Annotated in this window: 18 protein-coding genes; 8 read left to right on the forward strand and 10 right to left on the reverse strand. The window is 42.5% G+C overall.

Annotated features, from left to right (window positions below; genetic code table 11):
- Positions 1–3: 3 nt before the first annotated feature.
- Entirely contained in the window at positions 4–504 is a 501-nt protein-coding gene (locus AB4160_RS01605) for a hypothetical protein (RefSeq protein WP_372003382.1), read from the reverse strand.
- An 807-nt stretch (positions 505–1311) separates the two neighbouring features.
- On the reverse strand, positions 1312–2373 hold the full coding sequence (locus tag AB4160_RS01610; RefSeq protein ID WP_372003469.1) for a sorbosone dehydrogenase family protein: 1062 nt from the start codon (positions 2371–2373) through the stop codon (positions 1312–1314).
- 346 nt (positions 2374–2719) lie between these two features.
- Between AB4160_RS01610 and pyrC the strand changes: the two genes are divergently transcribed.
- Entirely contained in the window at positions 2720–3757 is a 1038-nt protein-coding gene (gene pyrC / locus AB4160_RS01615; protein ID WP_102440253.1) for a dihydroorotase, read from the forward strand.
- A 51-nt stretch (positions 3758–3808) separates the two neighbouring features.
- Here pyrC and AB4160_RS01620 read toward each other — a convergent pair whose 3' ends face one another.
- From AB4160_RS01620 to rluF, 4 genes are all read right to left on the reverse strand, one after another.
- A complete protein-coding gene (locus AB4160_RS01620) occupies positions 3809–5128 on the reverse strand; it encodes an IS4 family transposase (RefSeq protein WP_372003385.1) in 1320 nt (439 codons plus the stop codon).
- A gap of 129 nt (positions 5129–5257) precedes the next feature.
- Entirely contained in the window at positions 5258–7093 is a 1836-nt protein-coding gene (locus tag AB4160_RS01625) for a hypothetical protein (RefSeq protein WP_303501820.1), read from the reverse strand.
- A 403-nt stretch (positions 7094–7496) separates the two neighbouring features.
- Entirely contained in the window at positions 7497–9728 is a 2232-nt protein-coding gene (locus tag AB4160_RS01630; RefSeq protein WP_303413374.1) for a putative Ig domain-containing protein, read from the reverse strand.
- 566 nt (positions 9729–10294) lie between these two features.
- Positions 10295–11239: a 23S rRNA pseudouridine(2604) synthase RluF gene (gene rluF / locus AB4160_RS01635; protein ID WP_303413376.1), complete on the reverse strand. Its 945-nt coding sequence runs from the start codon at positions 11237–11239 to the stop codon at positions 10295–10297.
- 146 nt (positions 11240–11385) lie between these two features.
- Between rluF and AB4160_RS01640 the strand changes: the two genes are divergently transcribed.
- Positions 11386–11856 (forward strand): GNAT family N-acetyltransferase, encoded by a 471-nt coding sequence (locus tag AB4160_RS01640; RefSeq protein WP_102475929.1) that lies wholly within the window; start codon positions 11386–11388, stop codon positions 11854–11856.
- 195 nt (positions 11857–12051) lie between these two features.
- Complete coding sequence (locus AB4160_RS01645) at positions 12052–12486, forward strand: hypothetical protein (protein WP_372003388.1); 435 nt, start codon at positions 12052–12054, stop codon at positions 12484–12486.
- A gap of 98 nt (positions 12487–12584) precedes the next feature.
- Here the strand turns inward: AB4160_RS01645 and AB4160_RS01650 are convergent, their stop codons facing one another.
- Complete coding sequence (locus AB4160_RS01650) at positions 12585–13127, reverse strand: DUF4287 domain-containing protein (RefSeq protein ID WP_102440257.1); 543 nt, start codon at positions 13125–13127, stop codon at positions 12585–12587.
- A 257-nt stretch (positions 13128–13384) separates the two neighbouring features.
- On the opposite strand from AB4160_RS01650, the gene AB4160_RS01655 reads away from it, so the two are divergent.
- The gene (locus AB4160_RS01655) at positions 13385–13528 is read left to right on the forward strand and encodes a hypothetical protein (protein WP_157936457.1); all 144 of its coding nucleotides are present in this window, start codon (positions 13385–13387) and stop codon (positions 13526–13528) included.
- Between the two features lie 124 nt (positions 13529–13652).
- Positions 13653–14660, forward strand: a complete 1008-nt coding sequence (locus tag AB4160_RS01660; RefSeq protein WP_372003391.1) for a DUF4382 domain-containing protein — start codon at positions 13653–13655, stop codon at positions 14658–14660.
- A gap of 475 nt (positions 14661–15135) precedes the next feature.
- On the opposite strand, the gene AB4160_RS01665 is transcribed toward AB4160_RS01660, so the two are convergent.
- From AB4160_RS01665 to AB4160_RS01675, 3 genes are all read right to left on the reverse strand, one after another.
- Complete coding sequence (locus tag AB4160_RS01665) at positions 15136–15897, reverse strand: hypothetical protein (RefSeq protein ID WP_241903586.1); 762 nt, start codon at positions 15895–15897, stop codon at positions 15136–15138.
- Between the two features lie 134 nt (positions 15898–16031).
- The gene (locus AB4160_RS01670) at positions 16032–17942 is read right to left on the reverse strand and encodes an alkaline phosphatase (RefSeq protein ID WP_102475932.1); all 1911 of its coding nucleotides are present in this window, start codon (positions 17940–17942) and stop codon (positions 16032–16034) included.
- A gap of 12 nt (positions 17943–17954) precedes the next feature.
- Entirely contained in the window at positions 17955–19538 is a 1584-nt protein-coding gene (locus AB4160_RS01675; RefSeq protein ID WP_372003394.1) for an alkaline phosphatase, read from the reverse strand.
- 278 nt (positions 19539–19816) lie between these two features.
- On the opposite strand from AB4160_RS01675, the gene AB4160_RS01680 reads away from it, so the two are divergent.
- The 3 genes from AB4160_RS01680 to AB4160_RS01690 all read left to right on the forward strand — a co-directional run bounded on the left by AB4160_RS01680 (position 19817) and on the right by AB4160_RS01690 (position 22442).
- A complete protein-coding gene (locus tag AB4160_RS01680; RefSeq protein WP_372003397.1) occupies positions 19817–21049 on the forward strand; it encodes a DEAD/DEAH box helicase in 1233 nt (410 codons plus the stop codon).
- A gap of 47 nt (positions 21050–21096) precedes the next feature.
- Complete coding sequence (locus AB4160_RS01685; RefSeq protein WP_102475934.1) at positions 21097–21480, forward strand: VOC family protein; 384 nt, start codon at positions 21097–21099, stop codon at positions 21478–21480.
- A 143-nt stretch (positions 21481–21623) separates the two neighbouring features.
- On the forward strand, positions 21624–22442 hold the full coding sequence (locus AB4160_RS01690; protein WP_198589978.1) for an ion transporter: 819 nt from the start codon (positions 21624–21626) through the stop codon (positions 22440–22442).
- The last annotated feature ends 159 nt before the right edge of the window (positions 22443–22601 follow it).

The raw sequence follows: 22601 nt of genomic DNA on the forward strand, positions 1-22601 counted from the left end.
AAGTCATGATTTAATTTTATCGATTTGATCTTTAATATCTTTTTTCAATGATTCAGATTCAATTGAAGACAGGTTTATAATTTCCTTTAATTTTTCTTCATCTTCAATTTTTAATAGATCTAACATTTTATCTGTATTAACTGCTAGGCGAGTGTGAAATCGAATTAAAGAATTAGGTAAATAGGAAGGAATAGTAAGTAGTCTTTCCGATTGTGATTCGTAGATTATATGGTTGTGTTTTAGTCTTTTTATTACACTTTCTATTCTTTCTTTTTCGTGTAGTTTATCATGGTTATCTAAACCGCTGCCGCAACACATCTCGAAGTTTTTTAGATCAATGGATAATAATTCAGAAATTTGCTCCACCTCTTCATAAAGCAACACTAGTAGTCTCTTCAAAGTTTTACTTTTTTCTTTTTCTGCTATAAATCGTTTATATTCTTCCATACCTAATGCTGAAACAAATCCAATTACCCCGCCGATTAATACGTTTAACTCGACCATCTACATTAACTCCATCACATTCCATAGCTTTAAGTTATTTTGCCCTAATTAACGTAATTTAGGGGGGGTAATTGTTGATTTTATATTTTAGCATTCGAGAAATATTGTTTTTCGAGTGCTAAGTTTTTAAGTTGGAAGATTAAAGTCGTGGGTTTTCCACCCACACCCGAGCAAGAAGGGGATCAACAGCAATCCCCCTCTTGCATCTCCCTGTGCCGCTCCGACGAAGTGTTGTTCCTCATGCTATAGAGCGAATTAGCTACCGCCTCAGATTCGCCATCCCTGGCTCAACTGAGGCTATGTCGGCGTCCTGCCTCCATCACGCAAATTAGCTCAACGCATTCGGACACTTCCAACGGAGATTATTGAGTCTGCGAGTTCATTTGTTGTTATAGGGCTCATTCTGTAAAGGTTTAAAACTGCTTTTGATCTTACTTGAATGTTCAATTTAAATAGAGGTCGCCGAGAAAATAGCGTGAGCCTGACATGGATGTCAGGTTAGCTTTCGGGGGCCATGGATGGCCCATCGGAAGCGTTAGCATTTTCGACAAAGACCGAGGCAGGCTACAAATGACGTCAAAAGCTGGATCAGACTCCGTTGGAAATTTTGCTGTTTAAATTTCGCCGGAGCGGCGAGGGTGATGCAAGAGGGAGTTGCCGTCCACTCCCTTTTGCTCGGGTGTGGGTGGACAACCCACGACGTTAATCCTAACGAAGTTTGAAAATGCCGTTACTCGATTTAATCGAAATCAATAAAGTTACCCACGACGTTAATCCAAACGAAGTTTGGAAAAAAAATGAACCAGATTAGTTTTCAGAATAACTAATCCGATAAACCGCATTCCCTGCATCATCAGAAACCAGCAGCGAACCATCTGCCATGGTGAGCACCGCTACGGGTCTGCCCCAACTTTGTTCACCTTGCAGCCAGCCTGTGGCAAATGGTTGGTAATCACTTACTTTATTACCGTCTAACGTTACTTGCATTATACGATAGCCGACCTTGCTGCTACGATTCCATGAACCATGCTGAGCAATGAAAATGCGGCCTTTATATTCAGCAGGAAACTGCTCGCCTTGGTAAAACTCCATGCCTAACGCTGCCACATGGGCGCCGAGATTTAGTGCTGGTGGCGTATTAAGTTTGGCTTTAGCCGCATCATAAAACTCTGGGTCTTTAATGTCAGCGTTATGCACATAAGGGAAACCAAAGTGTTGGCCAACTTGGGTGACATGATTAAGCTCGTCATCAGGTAAATCATCGCCCATCATGTCGCGGCCATTATCGGTAAACCATAACTCACCGGTTTCAGGGTGAAAGTCAAAACCGACACTGTTACGCACACCTTTGGCGACGATAGTGGTTTGTTTAGTCTCTATATCGAGCTTTAAAATCGATGCAAAAGGCAGTTCGCTTTCGCAGACATTACAGGGCGCACCCACTGGGATATATAATTTGCCATCTGGGCCAAATTTGATGAACTTCCAGCCGTGATGCGCTTTATTGGGCAACTTATCGTAAACCAGCTCAGGTTTTGGCACATTAGGTAAGTGTTTTTCGATATCACTATAGCGCCAGATTTTATCCACTTCAGCCACATACAAACTGCCATCATGAAAAGCGATGCCTGATGGCATAAATAAGTCCTTGGCTAATACAATTTGTTTGTCAGCTTTCATGTCATTATTGCTATCAATTAGCGCATAGAGGTTGCCCGCGCGGCGGCTACCGACAAACAAGGTGCCGTTATCGCCTAACGCCATTTGACGGGCGTTTTCGACATTATCGGCATACACCTCGATAGTAAAATTGGGTGGTAGCTTAATCTTTTCTATCGGCAGCGCATTTACGCTAAGGGATACCAGCATCGCTGATGATATGGCCGTAGTGTGTTTTAGCTGCTGCCCTAAGAATAGGGGAATGGATTTGATCACAAACATGTCCTTGTTAGTTTTTTATTGATTATGCCGTGGCGACTAATGCTGAGTGGTTATCATACTTGCTAATGCACTTGAGTTGAAACGACAGCTTAACCTCAGTTGGATGTGCTGCTTGTTGGGGCTATTTCCCCGTTTTGCGCGGCAATTTATCATTGTAATTGCCGCTATATTTTTTGCTGTAGCAAAGTCAGCGTTTAAGTTTAGCACCTATCAAAAAAAGCCCTTTTCAGGCACAATAGCGCCAAATTATTGCTATTGATATTAAGGGCTCACAATGACGCAACTGACAATTACTACGCCGGACGATTGGCACTTACATTTCCGTGATGGAGATATGCTAGCTGAAACCGTACCTGCCACTGCGCGTTTATTCCAACGTGCGATTGTGATGCCTAACCTAGTACCGCCTGTTACCGATGCAGCTATGGTGTCAGCTTACCGTGAGCGCATTTTAGCGGCGCGTCCTGCTGGTAGCAGTTTTGAGCCGTTAATGACTTTGTTTTTAACCAATAACACCAGCGCTCAAGACATTATTGATGCCAAAGCGGCGGGCGTTGTGGCAGCAAAATTATATCCAGCTGGCGCAACCACTAATTCTGATGCTGCAGTAAAAGCATTAGATGCATTATTTCCTATCTTTGAAGTGATGGCCGAACAAGGCATGTTATTGCTAGTTCATGGTGAAGTGACTGAATCGCACATTGATATTTTTGATCGCGAAAAAATCTTTATCGATCGCTATATGGCGCGCATTGTTGAAGCCATGCCAAATCTTAAAGTGGTGTTTGAGCATATTACCACTAAAGATGCGGCTGAGTTTGTCGCGAGCGCCCCAAACAATATTGCCGCAACCATTACCCCGCAGCATTTATTGCTAAACCGTAATGACTTATTAGTTGGCGGCGTACGCCCACATAACTTCTGCTTACCAGTACTTAAGCGCAATATTCATCAGCAAGCATTGCAAGCGGCTGTTGCAACGGGTTCAAGTAAGTTCTTTTTAGGCACAGATTCTGCGCCCCATGAAAAGCACCGTAAAGAGTCAGCTTGCGGTTGTGCGGGTTGTTACAGCGCATGGTCTGCACTAGAGCTTTATGCCCAAGTGTTTGATGACTTAGGTGCGTTAGATAAGTTAGAAGGTTTTGCCAGCTTACATGGTGCCGACTTTTATGGCTTGCCGCGCAATACTGGTACAGTGACATTAGTGAAAGAACAGTGGGTTGTTCCTGAGCAAATTATCTTGCCAAATCAGAATCCAATCGTGCCATTCTTTGCCGGCGAAACGGTTAACTGGAAAGTGAAAACCGCTTAATGCTTTTTTTCTTTTTCAATAAAAAAAACCAGCAGAAATGCTTAATGCCGTTCACTTAACGTGAACGGCTTTCTTTTTTATGGGGTATCGGTCCTTCGAACACTTCAGCACTCTAGGGTAACTACGCTCCCTTTTTCCTTCTAAAACAAACTGTTTTGCATTCTTTTCTATATCAAAGATTACCTTAGGGATATTGCCTGGAGACATACTAGGAAGCTGGGATAGTTTAAAAATAATATGCGATGACGCTTCTCTAAAACTCAATTGGTTAGGGAAGACTCTTTTTAATGAGTGCGCCATCAATACCATCTTATATCTCAGTAAGTTATACGCAAGAAGGACTCCCCACAACTCCTGCCTAATTAATTCCGGAAGCTGACTTCTGAGTGTAAACCGAGTTTCAAGCATGTACTGCTTCATCTCTCTGTACCCCAGCTCTATCTCCCATCGATGAGCATATAAATCAACAATTTCACCTGATGGATAACGCATTGGCTCGGTGAGTGAAGTGATGATTTGCAGCGTTTTTTCCTTCACTGTTTTAGTCAGTAAACGGGCTTCCATAAACTCAGGTAAATCAGGCCTTTTCTTTCTCGATTGAGGCGTGGTTGTTAGCCTAATAAGCTTGTCCTGTCGCCCTAAAGAACGTATCACTTCATATTGTGTATTCTTTTTCAATGGCATTAACCAGTGCCTATTACTTCCCGCTTGTGACCAGTCATGTAATAACCCCAACGAGTAAAAGCCCCGGTCGAACAGGGTTAAACTGTTATCCGGCGTGTTGTTGATGAGATTAGCCGCTAATGTCATTTCATTTTCAGCCACACTCGCAAAAGAGGAGTCAACTAACAGATGGCTACTTAACTCCATTAGACACACCATGCGAACTTGGGGATAGGAAGCATTATTCGATTGATTACTCGTGCGAGAAAATGCACTATCGTTTTCAGGAGTATCGGGGGTTCTCCAGACGACACCGTCAACCCCATAAAGATTAAGGCCGCACCATTGTGGGTGTTCAGCCTGCATGTTCCACTGCTGCTGAGTCTGTCTAAAAATATCTTCTACAACGTCACTTCCTAATTTTTTTCTTGCCTGAGTGACAGCGCTTCGAGCAACATAATCGACTTCATTTGGGAGGATAATATCCAATTTATTAATCAGTTGCCTAACGGACTCACCCCGAAATAAGGCCATGCCGATAACAGCCCAAATCATAGATTCCATAGGTAATTTTCGCTTACGAAGCGTGGCTACACCATTGGATTGTAGACTATGTTGAATAAGCTCTGGGCAGAGAAGTTCACCAAGACTGTCGAACTCGGTAAGTCGGTTGATAGAGGTACGCGCTAAAGCTTCAGAAAGTTCCATAAAAAATCCAGTACAAACAAGAGTCTGTACTGGATTTTGAAGCCTTTTAAAGATCGGTCAACCGATCATATTGGCCTTAACTGATCGGCATTAAGCAGAAATGCTGGTTTTTTTATGTCACATATTATTTTATAGGTCAGTTAAATGTTGCAGCAGTCGATCTGTGAAACTACTACTGTTTTCAAATGTGATTGATAGTCCTGAATCAGTCACATTCTCAGGAGTGGCTGACATGATTTCAACTTCATTCAATGTGTTGCTGTCTAGCAAGTAGTGGCTAGTAAATGTGTACATTTCTTGTTCTGAGACCACCGTTTTTTGCTCAAGTGATATTAAATCGGCGCCGTTTGGTGCTTCTGATTTAGTCCATTGGTACTCTTCGCTAATATTTCCTGCACCATCATGAATAGCAATAGTCTGCTCATCTTCATCTATGAGGGTGTAATCTGGATAATCACTTTCAAAGAAGGTTTCGGCTATGTTTGTAGTTGTGAGTTGTTGTGGAGATGAGCTTTCAGGTAACTCATAAGATTCACCGCCATCTTGATTTCGGCACATGACATCAGCTTGCAGCGACATCTGCATTTTATAAACTGCACTTGGCCATTCAACATCATCTAAGTTTAATAAACTAGGGCTCGCAGCTAATAGGGTTTGCCACTTGGTGTCTTCAGTTAAGAGTTTTTCAAAGTTAATTGTTAAAGCTACTTCAGTGCCTTCGTAGTAGGTGTGGTAATTATTACCTTCAACATAGGGTTCTGGAGGGGTGTAGTTGTCCGGTACTTCACTTGCTGATAACCAAGTTTGAGTTGTTGAGTTCCAGCATTCTGTTGCTTGACCATCTTCATCGGTATCAGGATTAAATCGAAAAAGAACGCCATTGCCATAGACCCCAATTAGATTTTTATGGGTATCTTCGTGAAGTAGAGTAAATACGAAATCATCATTGATTACGGGAGTGACGACAAAGGTATTAACAAATCCTGACTCATTAATAATGTTGTTAAAAATAACAGCCCAATCAGCTTGAGATAACAAGCTACTATCAATAGGGGCTTCAACATAGCCTAATGCAATTAGTGAGTTATTAATATTTGTACGTGCGGCGTCAGAATCAAGGCTAATAAATTCATCTAAAGATAAGTTACTATTTCTCCATAGTGTTGTGACTGCTTCAATCGTATTAGCTAAGACTTTTTCATTTACGAGAATATCTGTCACTTGGCCTGAAATTAATCGCTCAATGTAGGGTAAAAATGCTTCAACTACTAAGATGCGTTCGGATATTGAAGTTGCAGCATCAATATTAAAAACAGTGTCTACATCTTGTTGGTACAAGGTGGCAAGTAAGCTTTTTAATTCTCGTGTTAACGTACTCACTTCTTGTTGGGATAACTGTGCTTTAATCATTGCTAAAATTCGAGTTAACTCGGTATGAGTGGCACTGTTTATCGCTCCATTATGCTCTGAAGTCGCGAGCAGTTGTCCTTCACCTTGTGAATTAACCACAGTGTTTATTGCTAGAGGTGGTTGCTGCTCTGTTATCGCTAATGGATCAACGTTAGCTAAAGCTGTTGCTGAAGATGCGGCGGTCCAGTTAGCGAGTAAGTAGTAATTTGGTGTTTCAACTTCGCTGGTCCAATCTATTTGGTAGTTACCATCAGTGTCTGTTGTCGAGGTAGGTTCGCCGCTATCGCAACTTAAGTTTTGATTTAAATCAACACAAACATTAGCACCAACAAGCGCTCCTTGATAAACCGCTAATCCAGATACTTGGTGATCGTATTCTGTCGCTGCTGGCGGTGTTGTCGTCTCAGGTGGTGTAGTGGTAGCTGGAGGGGTTGTGGTTTCCGGAGGTGTAATTTCTTCGCTCTTATCGCTGTCTGAAGAACCACCACAACCAGTTAAAATTAATGTAAGTGCTGACGCAACAATTGTTTTGCGCCAATGACGATTAAAATCCATTTAAAAACTCCATATCCATTTGTGACTATCTTTTTTGATAGCTTGTAGTGATCGCTTGTTGTAATCATTGCAGGTGTTTGTTCAATCTGATTGCGAGTGCAACCTGCTAGATTAACTCGCATTGAGATCATGGCGGTTATTATTTTTTTTACAATTATCCAAAGGGGTGTATTTAGGCTTTACCCCATCCTTTTTGATGTGTTTTAAGCGTGTTTATCAGCTAACGTTTTACAGAGAAAGATGTTAATTAAAAATCCAATAGTCATCATTATTGACAGGCCAGATGTTGGTATTACTTAAATTAACTTAGCAATTTAGAAGCACATTGCAAAAACCTAGTGATACCGAATAAAAAAGGCATTGAGTGAATACTCAATGCCTTTTATTTTAAACGCTAATAGAATTATTGATTTTCTTCAGCGTAGTACTTGCTGTTAATTAAGCCTTTAACAATAGAGTTAAACTTCTTCATTGGCATAAGTGAGTTGGTACGCAGTGCTGAGCTCTGAGCTGCTGCTTCAACTTCTTCTGGAATTTCAATAGAAGGTGAATCAACCCATTCGTTATGCGCCGTCAGTACCAGTTCACCATCAGTCATTTTTTCAATACTGGCTACATGCCACCATCGGGTAATATTTTCAGTTGGCGGTGTGAATAAATGTTGCTCATTCTCAAAGATAACTTCTACTCGAGTGCTGGCAGGATCGATTTCAGGGCTACCAGAAAAATTGTACACATAATAATCGTAGGTGCCTTCTACAGGGAATTCTGGAATAGAGATAACTTCAGGGCCAAAACTAGTTACATCATCAACGTCTAAGTCGATGATAGTTTCTTCGATTACTACGCTCGGATTGTAGAAATAGACATGATTTTGATTGCCATCGACATCAGTTATATAAAGGTGAGAATCTAAATCCCGTGGCGCCTCGCCCCAGTTTAAGGTTATTTTAGTTAACGCCTCTGATAACACTAGACATGAAGCTAATGTTAAATCCGAATCGGTAGAGTCGATAATTGAAGTGCGACTTTGAAACCCAATGGTAGCGCCAAGTAGGATAGTTGAATTCATTCTAACCGGTAGGCTAAATGTTCCGTCATCTTCAGAATAAGTCAGTGAACGACCTAAATAATCACGACCATCAGATATAACTCTGGCACCAGCTAATCGATTTCCTTCGGCATCTTCAACACAACCATTTATCATGACGGTTTCATAGATTCTATCGGCATTCCAGGTGGTAAAGTGGCTAACATTTCCAGCGTAGTATTGTGCACCATTGTCGGTGATGAGCGTAGCTTCACCTTCTTCAATCCATAAGCCTGATACTTCATCAAAATAGTAAAGCGGGATAGTCGCTGGAGGATTAAATCCTACAACAGGGATCTGAATTTCAGCGGTTTTTCCCTCAGCCAACTGTAATGGATTACCTGATTCATCTTCGAAGCTAACAGTAATTGCACCAAATGATTCAATTGGTGCAATTTCACCCGTTTCTGTGGTTGTTAACATATCGCCAGGCATCATTTCAATATCAATGGCGGGGTTGATGACGGTAAGCTCTGCAACAACCGCAGTTGCCGCTAGGTTTCCATCGGCATCCACTAAGCTGTTTTCAGGCAAACTTACTAATAAACTACCTTCAACAGTTAATTCAGTTGCTTGCGTGACGTCAAAGTTAACGGTTGTGTGTACAGGCTGCAGTAATAAATTATGAACTTGAGCAACTTCATTATTTGAAATGCTCAACGCCGCCTCTGAATAACCTGTCGCATCAGCGGTAAAGGTCATTCGTTCAGTTAGCTGAGTATCTTGTACGCTCGCAGAGAAAGCGCCAGATTCATTAGACTCGATACTTTGGATGATTTCATTACCATTTGAAACAGCAATTTGGCTATTTGAAATAGCTTCACCGTTGAAATAGTTAATTGTCATACCATTTAAAGTGATAAAAAACTGCTCTTCAAGTGTAAAGTTAACGATAGCTGGCGCAGCGCTATCTTCACCGCCGTCAGCAATTTGTATCGAAATATCAGTTTTGGTGGTTTCGGTGACAGTAGAGTCGTAGCTGATTAAGCCTGATGCAGAAATCGATAATTCAGCTGGACCGGTAATCATTTCAAAGCTAATGTCATTCTCAATATCGACATCATCAACGTCAGTGACAATAAGTTGATAAGAGAATGCTGAGCCGGCAATGACTGTTTGCTCGTCCACAGATGTAACTGTAGGAGCATCATTAACTGGTGTGACAATAATTTCAAAACTTTGCCCTGAAGCTACAGCATTATCCTCGCCACCATCAGTCACAATTACAGACATTAGCCCGGAGGTTAATATGCCTTCAGTCGGAGTCCAAGTAATAAGTCCTGTGTCAGAGACATTCATACCTTCTGGAGGGTTGGTTAATGAAAAGCCTAAATCAGTGCCGTTATTAGCATCATCAGGATCTGTTACAGTAACTTGGTAACGATATTCAGTATCTTCTGTCGCAGTGATTAGCGCACTTGATGAAATAGAAGGTGCAACATTCTTCTGTGTTGCTTCATCTGAATCAGAAGAACCACAACCCGTTAAAGCTATTGTAAGTGCAGACGCAATAATTGTTTTGCACCAATTACGATTTAAATCCATTTAAAAACTCCATATCCATGTATTAACTATCTGTAGTGATAGCTTGATGATTTTCACTTTATTGCGAGCTTAAATAAACTCGCGCTGCGATCATGGCGGTTATTATTATTTTTGACAATTATCACAAAGGGTGTGCTTGGCTTATCTACACATACTTTAGGATGTGGTATGAGTTTGTTCTCGTTCGATAGGGGCTGCTTTATTAGCGTTAGAGAGCATCTAAGCTAGAAAAATAAATTATCGGTTAGGAAGGATTTTACTTTGATGAGTGTGGGTTTAAATTAAGTGACTTTTAGTCATTTACCATTAAATTTTGCAGCAACCTGATTAAATTACCTTGGGTGTTTCATAGTTATTGGTATTTTTTGTTTTATTATTGCGCTAGTACAACCATCTCTAGGCTTGTTTCAGAGTTGCTATATCTACCAGCGAATGTATTGCTACGGTTAGCTTGCAGCTGAGCTGCAAACAATAAAAAGCGCCAATATTCTTATATTGGCGCTTTTTATTTCTAGTGCGAGAGTTAAAACGAGTAAGGCGAATGACGCAATTTCAACTCGGCTTAATTAACGCGCGCGATTTGGCTTACGACCGCCGCTTGGCTTACCTTTGCCGCCTTTACCTGCTCCCTTAGCTTGACCTTTAGTTTGGCCTTTACCGCCACCTTTTGCTTGGCCTTTATGCTTGGTGCTGCGGTTGTGCTGCATAAAGTGCTCTGGGCCTTCAATTTTTTCACGAGCTACGGTTTTAACTTTAGGCTGAGACTTTTTCTTTGGGGCTTTTTTGTCTTCTGATGATGAGTCTTTAATCATCTCAAACAATACATCTAGCTCTTGCTTATCTAAATCACGCCATTCACCGATTGGCAGACCTTTGAGGCTGACGTTCATGATTTGTTGGCGTTCAAGCTTGGTGACTTCAAAGCCAAAATGTTCACACATTCTACGAATTTGGCGATTAAGACCTTGAACTAATACGATTTTAAAAGCGTACGGTGATACTTGTTCAACCTTACACTTTTTCGTGACTACCCCTAATATCGGTACCCCAGCGCCCATGCCTTTGATAAAGCTATCGGTAATGGGTTTATTCACCGTGACCACGTATTCTTTATCGTGGTTATTACCCGCGCGGAGGATTTTATTAACTAAGTCACCATTATTGGTTAAAAAGATTAAACCTTGGGAGTCTTTATCTAAACGACCAATAGGGAATATGCGGGTTGAGTGATTGACGAAATCGACGATGTTATCGCGTTCGGTGCCTTCGGTGGTACTGACAATGCCCACGGGTTTATTAAGGGCGATAAAGACTAAATCTTCAGCATCTCTTGGCTCAATATCTTGACCGTTTACTTTTACTTTATCACCAAAGCTAACTTGGTCGCCGACCTGTGCACGCTTACCGTTAATAAACACGTTGCCTTGCTCAATAAAACGGTCGGCATCACGTCTTGAACATATGCCACTTTCACTGATGTATTTATTAAGGCGCATTGATGAATCGGTCACTATGGTTTTCCTGTGAGTAGAGATTAATCTGAAGAAAGGTTAGGTTTAAGCCAGACAGTTTATCAATTTTTGGCAATTTTGCATAAGCATACTGATAAAAGAGCGCGTCGAAATGCAATTAATGGAATGAAAGATGAGAGGGAAGCATGCACTTACAGCTTAGGAATGTATTAGCCACCGATTTAGAACATTTATATCAGTTTCAAGCCGATCCACAGGCTAATGAGATGGCCGATTTTCCGGCGAGAGACCGTAATGCCTTTTTTGAACATTGGCAGAGCAATATTTTGAGTCATGCTGATATAACAGCCAAAGCGATAATTGTTGATAACGATATCGTTGGCAGTGTGGTTTTATGGCAAAGTGAGCAGCAATGGCTATTGGGATATTGGCTTGGGAGAGACTATTGGGGTCAGGGCATCGGTACTAATGCCTTAAGAGTCTTTTTAGCGGAGCAAACTCAAAGGCCAATATTTGCCGAAGTGACCCAAGATAATTTGGGTTCTATTAAAGTGCTTATCAGCAATGGCTTTATTCATGATGCTCAGCTTGATGATGGTCAAACTAATAAAAGCACTGACAATGAGCGAGCCTTATTGCTGTTTCGCCTTGGCTAATAATTAAGTATTAATCCAAGCATTGATTATCCAAGATCACATTGAGGGTTAACAGATAGGGCTAATATGGAGGTCTTTACAACAACCTTGGCGGTGAATAAACGCTGTTGTGAACCGCTAATAGCAGCCCTTAATCGCCGTGGCTAAATCAGTCAGGTGATTTACCTGACTCATTCAAATAGTATGGAGGTCATTATGATTTCTAACCCTTCTTTAGTCACCCGCACCGCCGTTGGCAAGCTTATTGGTTTAGCCTTTGGGGTATTGTGCTTTTGGATAGTGCCATGGCTTGCCCCAGAAACCAGTTTATTGTTTTTGTGGGGATTACTGCTGTGGTATATCACTTTTGGCGCCATTATTGGGCTTGCTGGGGTATTTGATTATCATCCGGTGTTAAAAATAGCCATGCCTTGGTGGCTAACCGCAACCATAATGGGCGGCTGGATGAATCTGGTGTTTACCTTTGTGGCCTATGATCAAATTCAAGCCTTAATTGTGGCTATATTTGGTCTTGGCGGTGCATTACAATCACCGTTTTGGTTTGTTGCTGATGGATTAATCGCGGGTTGGATTATTGGCTATTTTGCTACCAAGTTTGGTGGTTATGGTCCAAGTACGGCGGGAAGGTAATGAAAGGCTTTTATCGAGCTTAATGGGTTGGTTTGGCTGCCTAACTGAAATTCTTAACTCATGAATTCAGTTTAAGCAGCTAACCTGTATCACTGCTATTAAACAGATTGATCGTATGCTAAAAGCAACCATTGCTTTACTTCATCATTCACATCCGCAATATCTTTTAATTGTATGCGATGGCTACACATTGCACCAAAAGGCCCAGAATCTTCAAGGCAACCTTGAGGTTGTGTGTCTTTGATTTTTAACCCTAGGTCGATACGGGTTTTGGTCGCAGGTTTAATCAGGGCAAATTGTTTTTTCCTAATGATACTCACTGTCGCTTTTTTAGGGGTTATCACTACGTCTTGGCCAAAGCCGCTCACAATAGCAATAAGCACATCATAGATTGGCGTCAGGGCTTCTTTGCCTTGATATTGTTGAGTGACTAACTCATCAGCTGATTCGTCTTTTTGTTTTGATAAGGTGACGATGGTATTGGCAAACCCATGGCTAACATCATGTTCAGCTTTCAAATATTTTACTGCCATTCCATGCTTTTCAATGTTCTGCTTTGCAAGTATATCGAGCCACTCTGGTAATGACTTGCCTGTTTTTTCTGGCATATTAGCAATCATGGTTTGCAGTGCTTTATCCATTTCGGTCTCCAATCGATGGCAAACATCGTTTATGTTTGTACTTATTAAAGGTAGTCATTTGAAACCAATAATGCACTGGTTTTATTTCAATCTTCATAAGCAAGTGTATGGGAGTTATCTACAAATATTGAAAATGAATATTTAGGTAATATCCACGGTTTAAAATAAAGTTAGGCGGTTAGACACATTATCATCATGCCAGATGAGCTTGTAAGGAATAAACTGAAGTCGATATCACTCTTGCTTGCGGATTTACTATGAACCACTTCGCCATATTCGGTCTGGGCGGTGCATTGCAATCGCCATTTTGGTTTGTTGCCGATGGATTAATCGCGGGTTGGATTATTGGCTATTTTGCTACCAAGTTTGGTGGTTATGGACCAAGCACGGCAGGACATTAACATTGTCATGACCTAAGTGTTATTTGGGCGTAGGTATTGATACGACTGTGCTTTCGTCGAGCTGTGCTGTGACTTGCTATGCTACACTTCAACCTTAGGTTGTAATGATAAAGGTCGATAACCAATGAAACTTTCAAAAATAGCATTTCTTATCGCAACGGCTGGATTATTAACGGCCTGTGGCGGAAGTGATAGTGATAACTCTACTCCGGTCATTGAAACCGGAACCTTTAATTTAGGGGTGTCAGATAATCCTGCTGATGCAAAAAAAGTCACCATAGCGTTTAAGCAAGTGGTGTTAAAAAATGATGCTGGCAGTATCTCATTTGACGTGTCAGAAGACGGCGAATTAAAGCAAGTCGATTTATTAGAATTTCAAGGCTCAGAGGTTGAAACCTTAGTGAGCGGCCAAGATGTGGTTGTTGGTGAATACCAAATGTGTATTTACATGGAAAACAGTGAAGTGGTCAATGAAGAAAGCTCCTATGTACAAACGATGGACGAAACCATTGCAGGGTTAACCACTAACAGCAATGGCAGTTGTGGCGGGGTTGGCGCTGAAGATGACAATACTGGTCGCTTGTTCTTTAATAAAGCATTCACCATAGCAGCGGGTAACAATAGTTTTGTGGCTGAGTTTAATTTACAAAAAGGCTTACAAGGGCCAAAAGGTAATAAAGACTACTGGACCTTAAAGCCAACATCAGTGCAATTGGTAAATAGTGCAGAAGTTGGCGCCATTAATGGTAGTGTCTCTACTGAGGTGATTGAGCAATGTGAAATGGCAGCTGGGGGCTCAGAGTTTAGCTCCGCAGTGTATTTATACCCTGAAGCCACAGCCCTTGAAAATATGGATGATTTTCGTGATAGCGAAAGTCAGTTCATCATGGTGGCGCCTATTGCAGCAGCCAGAGTTAATCCTGTTTTGGATGCAAACGATGATGTTGTAAGTTATGACTACGAGTTTGGTTTTGTGGTCGCCAATAACTACAGCTTAGGTTATACCTGCGTTGCGCAAAATGATGACCCTGAATTGCCAAATACCCCAGAAGATGATCCGGCTTTTTTCCTCCATGCCGATGAGCAAGAGGTTATTGTGATTAATGGTGAAACCACAGAGCGTAGCTTTTAATTTTAACGGCTATTTTTAACGTTTAATTTTAACGGCTATTTTTAACAGCTAAAATTAAGTTATAAATTCGTTCAAATGCGAATAAACTGAAAGTTGCCGAGTATTCTCTAGGGTCTGTTGATCTTTGCTGGTGGCATTTTGTTCGAGATAAAAACGAATTAAGCGCGGCGAGTGGAGTGCAGCCTAGCAATCTAAGCGCTCTTTGTTTGCAAAAAATTCACTCAACAAAGCGTAATTCGTTTTTAGCCGAATCCTTCGGACAGCGTTTGTTGGCCATTTTTACTTCGTTATCGGCTCATTATGTAGAATAACTACACTGCAAAGCCTCTGCCTTGTATAAATGGCCAACAATTCGCTGCAAAAACAACCGTGAAAGATCAACAGACCCTAGGCACACAGTAACCAATACTGTGTAGCTTAATCAGAAAGTCGGCATTTTTATTGGATTACTTCTACTGCCCTCAATGCTCAATGCTTAATGAGCATGCCCATTACCTGCAAGCGCTTTGCCTTCGGTGTCATAAAACCCAGATGCGCCGTGCTCAACAAACCCCAAAGTTACCATGTTCGTTAAAAACTCATCGCTATGGTCATCACCAATATCGGCGTAATCGGTCATTTTGTAATGATTAAGCTGTTTGAAAAAAGCAGCGACTTTATCTGCATCATGGCTGAGTTCAGTGAGTTGCCATTGCTCATGTGTTTGATGTTGTCCTTGGCCTTTTGTCCAACTAAAGCGGCTGATAAGTTGTAGTTCAGGTAACCAAACTAGCTCAATTTTACTGTTTGCAGAGGTTTGAGTGAGCACTTGCTGACGCTCACAGCCTTTGCCTGTTTCGGTGCTAAGTGTTAACTGTGAAATAAGCTTGTCAGAGATAAATTGATAGCGATATGACCAGTCGTGTTCAGACTTGCCGTGAACCATTTCGCCTGGTTGGTATTCAATACCGCGTTGATAGCCATCAAAAAAACGGGTGGGTTTGATTTGCTTATTATTGAGCAAAAACCATGATTCAGTGATATCAGTTTGCGGGTATTGATGCGCCACGGTATTGCCTTGGCGCCATAAATTAAGGCTGCTTTTATTCTGGTGTTGGCTGACTGGACTATCAGTGGAGGTGAGTTGATAACTTGCCTGTAAGCTTGACGAGGATAAGTCGCATTGGGCGTAACTTGCAGCGGATAAAGTGATAAGCAGACTTGAAAACATGATTGATAAAGGCAGAGGTAACTTCACGGGAACTCCTATGACATTGCTGATAGTGATGCATGTCGATATAAAAAGGTTAAGGCTAAAATAATCAATTAAACCAAGGCTGCAATTAGGTTGCAGCCTTGGCTTTTAGACTCGTTCGCTTGTAAGCGAACGGTTTAGTTCGCTATTGCTGCGTTCGCTTTGTTGGTTAAGTCGGCGGCAAAGTCCATGATGTGATAAATCACACTCTGTTCATTGGTGCCGTTAACTAACATTGCCCCTGGGCCGTAAGCATAAATACCGACATCTTCACCCGCATGGGTTTCAGAGCTAGTCGGCACTAAAGACTCCTGGTGAAAACCTGTTGAAGCAGTGTCGATATCGGTTAGGTCAAAACGACCTGCAGTAATATCTTCACCGTATCCAGCATCGGCATCGGTTTCAGTGCCGAGGTTTTTATAGCCGCGACCATTGGTGTAACCCAGTGTGGTGTATGGCATGCCATCTGCCGCAGTTGATGGTTCTTCGCTACCAATGCCAACCACTTTACCTAAGATTGGATTACCGCGTTTAGGGTAACCAGCAATGGTAAATACGTGGCCATGATCGGCGGTGACAATGATTAACGTATCTGACATATCGGTCATTTCAACGGCTTTGGCAATCGCATCAGAAAATGCAATTGTGTCCGTTAGGGCGTTGTATGCACTGCCTGCGTGATGGCCGTGGTCGATACGACCAGACTCAACGGTTAAGAAGAAACCTTCATCATTGTTATCAAGGATATCAATGGCTTTAGCGGTCATTTCTGCAACCGATGGCTCGCCCGCAACATCATTAGTGCGGTCAGCTTCATACTGCATATGAGACTCGTTAAATAAGCCCATTACGCGAGTCGTGCTAGCTGCATCAATGGCATCAAAACCTGCTTGATCCATCACATAAACACCGTCTGCATAAGTGGCTTGCCATTCTGCGGTTAAGTCACGACCATCGGTGCGGTCACCTTCAATTGAACTGACGGCATCTGCTGAGTTATAAGCAGCATCTTTAGGTAAAAAGTGACGACGACCGCCGCCCATTACCACGTCGATACCATCAACATCAATACCGCTAATACGTGCTTCTAGGTTGGCTTCGAAGTTGACTAATTGGTCAGCAATATCTTTACAGCCACCGGATACCGCATCTTCTGGCATGTCGGAAATATCTTCCCAGTTGCGATCAGCAGACTTTGCGTAGGTTGCCGCTGGCGTTGCATGAGTAATACGCGCCGTTGAGATAACACCTGTAGATTTACCCGCGATTTCAGCCAGTTCTAATGCGGTAATTAACTCAGTGCCCGCAACAGTGCTACAGTCGCCGCGCTCAACATGTTCATCAACACCTAAGACACCTGCGTCAGATTTTACGCCGCTCATCATCGCAGTCATAGTGCCTGCTGAGTCAGGGGTTTGTGCATCAACGTTGTAGGTTTTAGCTAAGCCTGCAAATGGGAAGGTATCGAATGAAAGGTTATGCTCTTCACCGTTTTTACCTTGCATTTGGCCTTCTAAAATACGCGCTGCTGTCACCGTTGAAATGCCCATGCCGTCACCGACAAATAAAATCACGTTTTTAGCACTGCCACGTAATTCGTTTAAGGCGCTAGCATTAGTTGCCGCAACAGATGGTACTGATGTTTTAGCGCTGCTCGTTGTAGCCATACTTGGCGTTGTGGCAGCAAGCCAATTTTGGCGTGCTGCGGTGATTTCTTGCTGACCTGCTACAAACCAATCGTTGTTAACGCTGGTTAATATGTCGCTGGTGCTAACGGTTGAATTACCAGGAGCACAGACGTATTCAGTGGCTGTGACTTCAGTGCTTTGCAATTCACCATCGCTGTCGGTATCAATACCTGAGTCAATTTGCACGCCGCTGTTAGGACAGTTTGCATCGCCAATGGCTAAAGCTGTTTGCACGATAAGGCTCGTTGAACCATTTGAACCGTTCGAACCATCGGCACCGTTTGAACCATCATCACCGTCTGAACAAGCAGATAGACCCATTACAGCAAGGGCGACTAGGGATAGATTTAAGTTTTTCATGTTCATTCCTGCTTATTGCTGAATTAAGTCGAGAGATTGCTCAATAAGGTGAAATACCACGCTTTGCTCAACAACGCCTTGTACCAGTTGTGCGCCTGGACCTTGTGCATGCAAAGTGATGTCTTCACCTGAGTGGGTTTCTGAGCTCATTGGAATTAAGGCTTCCTGGTGGAAACCAGAAGTCGTTGTATCAATATTGGTTAAGTCTTGACGACCTGCGTTAACGTCTTCGCCGTAACCTGCGTCAGCATCGGTTTCATCACCTAAATCGTGGAAGCCATTACCGTTGGTGTAACCTAAAGTGGTGTAAGGTAGGCCATCAGATGCTGTTGAAGGTTCAGTGCTACCGATACCAACAACTTTACCTAAGATAGGGTTGCCGCGTTTTGGGTAACCGGCAATGGTGAACACGTGACCGTGGTCAGCGGTAACCAGAATCAGTGTTTCGCTTGGGTCAGTTTTTGCGACCGCTTCTTTAACGGCATCAGACAATGCAATGACATCGGTTAACGCGTTATAAGCGCTACCTGCGTGATGACCGTGGTCAATACGGCCTGATTCCACCATTAAGAAGAAACCGTTATCGTTATTATCTAGGATATCGATAGCTTTACTGGTCATTTGTGCAATTGATGGCTCACCTGCAACATCATTGTCACGGTCAGCTTCATACTGCATATGAGATTCGTTAAATAACCCCATCAGCTGCTTGGTGTTTTCGGTATCAATGGCATCAAATCCTGCTTGATCCATTACATAAACACCTTCGCTGTATTTTGCTTGCCACTCAGCGGTTAAATCTCGTGAATCTGTGCGATCGCCTTCAATCTCACTCACGGCATCTGCGCTGTTAAAGCTGGCATCTTTTGGTAAAAAATGACGACGACCGCCGCCCATAACCACGTCGATACCATCAATATCAACACCTTTAAAACGGGCTTCGACATTGGCTTCAAAATTCACTAGTTGATCGGCAATATCTTTACAGCCGCCAGTTACCGCATCTTCTGGCATGTCAGAGATATCTTCCCAGTTGCGGTCGGCAGATTTTGCATAAGTTGCAGCGGGTGTAGCGTGGGTAATGCGCGCAGTTGAGACAATACCCGTTGCTAAACCTTTAATTTCAGCAAGCTCAAGCGCTGTGACTACTTCGTTACCAGCAACGGTTGAGCAGTCGCCGCGCACGATGTCTTCATCAACACCTAATACACCAGCATCACTTTTAAGACCCGACATCATTGCTGTCATGGTGCCTGCAGAATCTGGGGTTTGCGCATCAACGTTGTAGGTTTTGACTAAAGCAGTGTGCGGGAATGTTTCAAAGCTTAAGTAGCCTTCTTCACCAGGGTTTCCTGCCAATTGTCCTTGAAGAATGCGTGATGCCGTTAGGGTAGAAACGCCCATGCCATCACCAACAAAAATGATCACGTTTTTAGCTTTGAATTGATTATTGGTATTCAGTTTTGCATCGATTGCGCTTTGTGCATCAGTAAACCAAGCATTTTCAGTTTGGTATGTCGGTAGCACTTCAGCATTTAGGGCACTTGAAATGACTAAAGCAAGCACACCATATGATGCTTTCCAGGTCTTATTCATTATGTTGTCTATCCTATTGACGAGTTGGGTGGGGTAGGCTGCAATTCGTGGCTCAACCCTTGGAAACTTGAAAAGCATAGAGCGGTTATATGAACAAGGTCTTACGCAAAGTTGATGCTTTTGTGAACGAAATGTTTCGCTTTTGTGTCTTGGCAGTTGTATGCACTAATTAATAGCCTACAAATGACATCATCAAGCTGATGGTAATGACAAAACTCTTCCTATTGAGAAAATAACCAGCATGGTAAACTTTGGGGTATCTGTTTTTAGGAGTGTTTATGTCTTTTTCTTCGTTATCGCTGCAAGCTGAGTTAGTTGAGCATTTAGCCCGTTTAGGTTACGAGCAACCTACACCGATCCAGCAACAAGCAATTCCAGTGGTGCTTGCCGGAAAAGACGTATTAGCTGGGGCGCAAACGGGTACGGGTAAAACCGCAGCCTTTGCATTGCCGATAATACAAAAACTCGTTAATACATCGCCTTGTGAGCATCAAGAACGCACTCGCGCGTTAATATTGGTGCCAACACGTGAGTTGGCCCAACAAGTAAACCAAAGCATTCAAACCTATGCCGAGCACACTCAAATTAGCTCGCTAATGGTGTATGGCGGCGTGAGTATTAAAGCGCAGGCTGATGCCATTAAAGCGGGGGCAGATATTATTGTTGCTACGCCGGGCAGGTTATTAGATCACTTACGTAATCGAGTGATGACATTATCAAACATCAGCCAGTTGGTATTTGATGAAGCCGACCGCATGTTAGACATGGGCTTTAGAGATGAAATTATCGAGGTATTAAAGCGCCTGCCAAAAGAGCGCCAAACCTTATTGTTTTCAGCAACGTTAGATGAGCGAATTTTTAAGTTCAGTAAGCGACTGCTGCAATCGCCTCAAGTGATTGAAACCAGCGAGCGCAATACGACAGCGGCCAAAATTGTTGAGCGGGTGTATAACCTTGATGCCAATAAAAAAATGCCCGCATTGTGTCACTTGATTAACAAAGAAAGTTGGCAACAAGCGTTAATCTTTAGCCGCACCAAGCAAGGGGCGGATAAAGCAGCTGCGCAAATGAAACAAGCGGGGGTTAATGCCGCGGCGTTTCATGCCGACCTGTCACAGGCGGTGCGTGAAAGTGTGTTAGCCCAATTTAAGTCGGGTGACATTAAAGCGCTGGTGGCCACCGATGTTGCTGCCAGAGGGCTAGATATTAATGAGCTAAACTATGTGGTGAACATTGAGCTGCCGTTTCAAAACGAAGACTACATTCACCGCATTGGTCGTACAGGCCGCGCTGGCAAAGCAGGCCAAGCCATTACTTTGTTAAGTGTTGATGATGAGCCGCAATTAATAAAACTGGAAGCCTTTTTAGATAGACGTTTACCACAGCAATGGCTGCAAGGGTTTGAGCCCGATTTAACCCAAGTTGCCCCCGTGACCCGTAAAACGAAAAAGGGATCCCTTAAGCAACAAGCCCGCCAAAAAGCCTTAGCGCAGTCTAAAAAAGGCCGTTAAGCTGACTTACAGCAGTTGCTAATATCACTAACCGAATAGGAAAGGCTATGTTTAAAGGTATTCATCATGTGGCGATCATTTGTGAAGATTATCCGCGCTCAAAACACTTCTACACTGAGGTTTTAGGCTTTAAGGTGTTGGCAGAAAACTACCGTGAAGATCGCCAATCTTACAAGCTTGATTTACAGCTGGCAGATGGCAGTCAGATTGAGCTGTTTTCTATTCCAAACTCGCCTATACGCCCCAGTTATCCTGAGGCTCAAGGACTGCGTCATTTAGCCTTTAAGGTCACCGATATTGATGCGGTCGTGGCGCATTTAACCTCACACAATGTCGATGTCGAGCCTATTCGAATCGATGAATACACTGGCAAGAAGTTCACTTTCTTTAGCGATCCTGATGATTTACCGCTAGAGATTTATCAAGGCTAGTTGCCAACCTAAGTATTTTATTAACTGTAACATTAGTGATAGCTGAAGCTTTTAATTCTAATTTAAGCATGGTTCAGTAGGCTCTGCTGTCCTCAAAAGTGCGCCTCATTTGGAGAAAACCATTCATTATGCAAGCAACAGGTATGCTCTCAGTACTAAAAAAAATTGACCAAAGCAAAACCTTCCAGGGATTTGTTATTTTTGTGATTATTGTGTCGGCATTATCTATTGGTGCTCACACCTATCATTTGCCTACTTGGCTTGAAAACAGCTTATATGTGTTGGATATTGCCATTACAGTGTTCTTTTTGTTTGAGCTCATTATTCGCTACATGGCCAGTGATGGTATTAAGTCCTTCTTCTCCAAGGGCTGGAATATCTTCGACACCATTATTGTGATTGGCAGTTTAGTACCATTGGGTGGCTCCACCATATTACTGGCGCGACTATTACGTATTTTCAGGGTGTTACGACTGGTGTCTATGGTGCCAGAGCTGAGAATGTTGATTAATGCGCTGCTTAAAGCCATTCCACGCATGGGTTATATTGCATTATTAATGTTTGTAATCTTCTATATTTATGGCGCGATTGGTAGCATGTTTTTTGCCCATGTGAATGACTTTTTATGGGGCGATGTGTCTATTGCGATGCTGACATTGTTCCGTATTTCTACGTTCGAGTCATGGACCTCGATCATGTACGAAACCATGGCAGTGTATCCACTAAGTTGGCTGTATTACTTGACGTTTATTTTCTTAACGACTTTTGTGTTTTTAAACATGATGGTGGGCGCAGTGCTAGATGTGATGGGCGAAGAAACCAAAATAATGCGTGAAGAGCAAGAAGCCAACGATGATAAAAACGTTGAGTCAAAAACAGCGGCAACCGCGGAAGATATTCAGCAGCTGCACGATAAGATAGATAAGTTAACCGCGCTGCTGCAAGCTAAAACGAATACTTAAAACTACAACCAAGGCTTAAGCAGTAATCTAAGCCAAGCTTATGGATAGCCCCTTAAAACAGGCAAGCATTTATGCTTGCCTGTTTTGTTAGCAGCGATAACTGACATTAACCCCCTATTTGCATTAGAATAGCCCCCTGATTATTTTTTAAGTAGAGCA

The sequence above is a fragment of the Shewanella sp. 10N.286.51.B8 genome, assembly GCF_041469325.1.
In the GTDB taxonomy this organism is placed as follows: Bacteria; Pseudomonadota; Gammaproteobacteria; order Enterobacterales; family Shewanellaceae; genus Shewanella.

Coding starts and splice junctions, on each gene's coding strand:
- AB4160_RS01640 (WP_102475929.1), top strand. CDS start 11,386: ATGCACTTACAGCTTAGGAATGTATTAGCCACCGATTTAGAACATTTA.
- AB4160_RS01610 (WP_372003469.1), bottom strand. CDS start 2,373: ATGCTGGTATCCCTTAGCGTAAATGCGCTGCCGATAGAAAAGATTAAG.
- AB4160_RS01675 (WP_372003394.1), bottom strand. CDS start 19,538: ATGAATAAGACCTGGAAAGCATCATATGGTGTGCTTGCTTTAGTCATT.
- AB4160_RS01685 (WP_102475934.1), top strand. CDS start 21,097: ATGTTTAAAGGTATTCATCATGTGGCGATCATTTGTGAAGATTATCCG.
- AB4160_RS01650 (WP_102440257.1), bottom strand. CDS start 13,127: ATGGATAAAGCACTGCAAACCATGATTGCTAATATGCCAGAAAAAACA.
- AB4160_RS01680 (WP_372003397.1), top strand. CDS start 19,817: ATGTCTTTTTCTTCGTTATCGCTGCAAGCTGAGTTAGTTGAGCATTTA.
- AB4160_RS01605 (WP_372003382.1), bottom strand. CDS start 504: ATGGTCGAGTTAAACGTATTAATCGGCGGGGTAATTGGATTTGTTTCA.
- AB4160_RS01625 (WP_303501820.1), bottom strand. CDS start 7,093: ATGGATTTTAATCGTCATTGGCGCAAAACAATTGTTGCGTCAGCACTT.
- AB4160_RS01660 (WP_372003391.1), top strand. CDS start 13,653: ATGAAACTTTCAAAAATAGCATTTCTTATCGCAACGGCTGGATTATTA.
- AB4160_RS01670 (WP_102475932.1), bottom strand. CDS start 17,942: ATGAAAAACTTAAATCTATCCCTAGTCGCCCTTGCTGTAATGGGTCTA.
- AB4160_RS01620 (WP_372003385.1), bottom strand. CDS start 5,128: ATGGAACTTTCTGAAGCTTTAGCGCGTACCTCTATCAACCGACTTACC.
- AB4160_RS01655 (WP_157936457.1), top strand. CDS start 13,385: ATGAACCACTTCGCCATATTCGGTCTGGGCGGTGCATTGCAATCGCCA.
- AB4160_RS01630 (WP_303413374.1), bottom strand. CDS start 9,728: ATGGATTTAAATCGTAATTGGTGCAAAACAATTATTGCGTCTGCACTT.
- AB4160_RS01690 (WP_198589978.1), top strand. CDS start 21,624: ATGCTCTCAGTACTAAAAAAAATTGACCAAAGCAAAACCTTCCAGGGA.
- pyrC (WP_102440253.1), top strand. CDS start 2,720: ATGACGCAACTGACAATTACTACGCCGGACGATTGGCACTTACATTTC.
- AB4160_RS01645 (WP_372003388.1), top strand. CDS start 12,052: ATGATTTCTAACCCTTCTTTAGTCACCCGCACCGCCGTTGGCAAGCTT.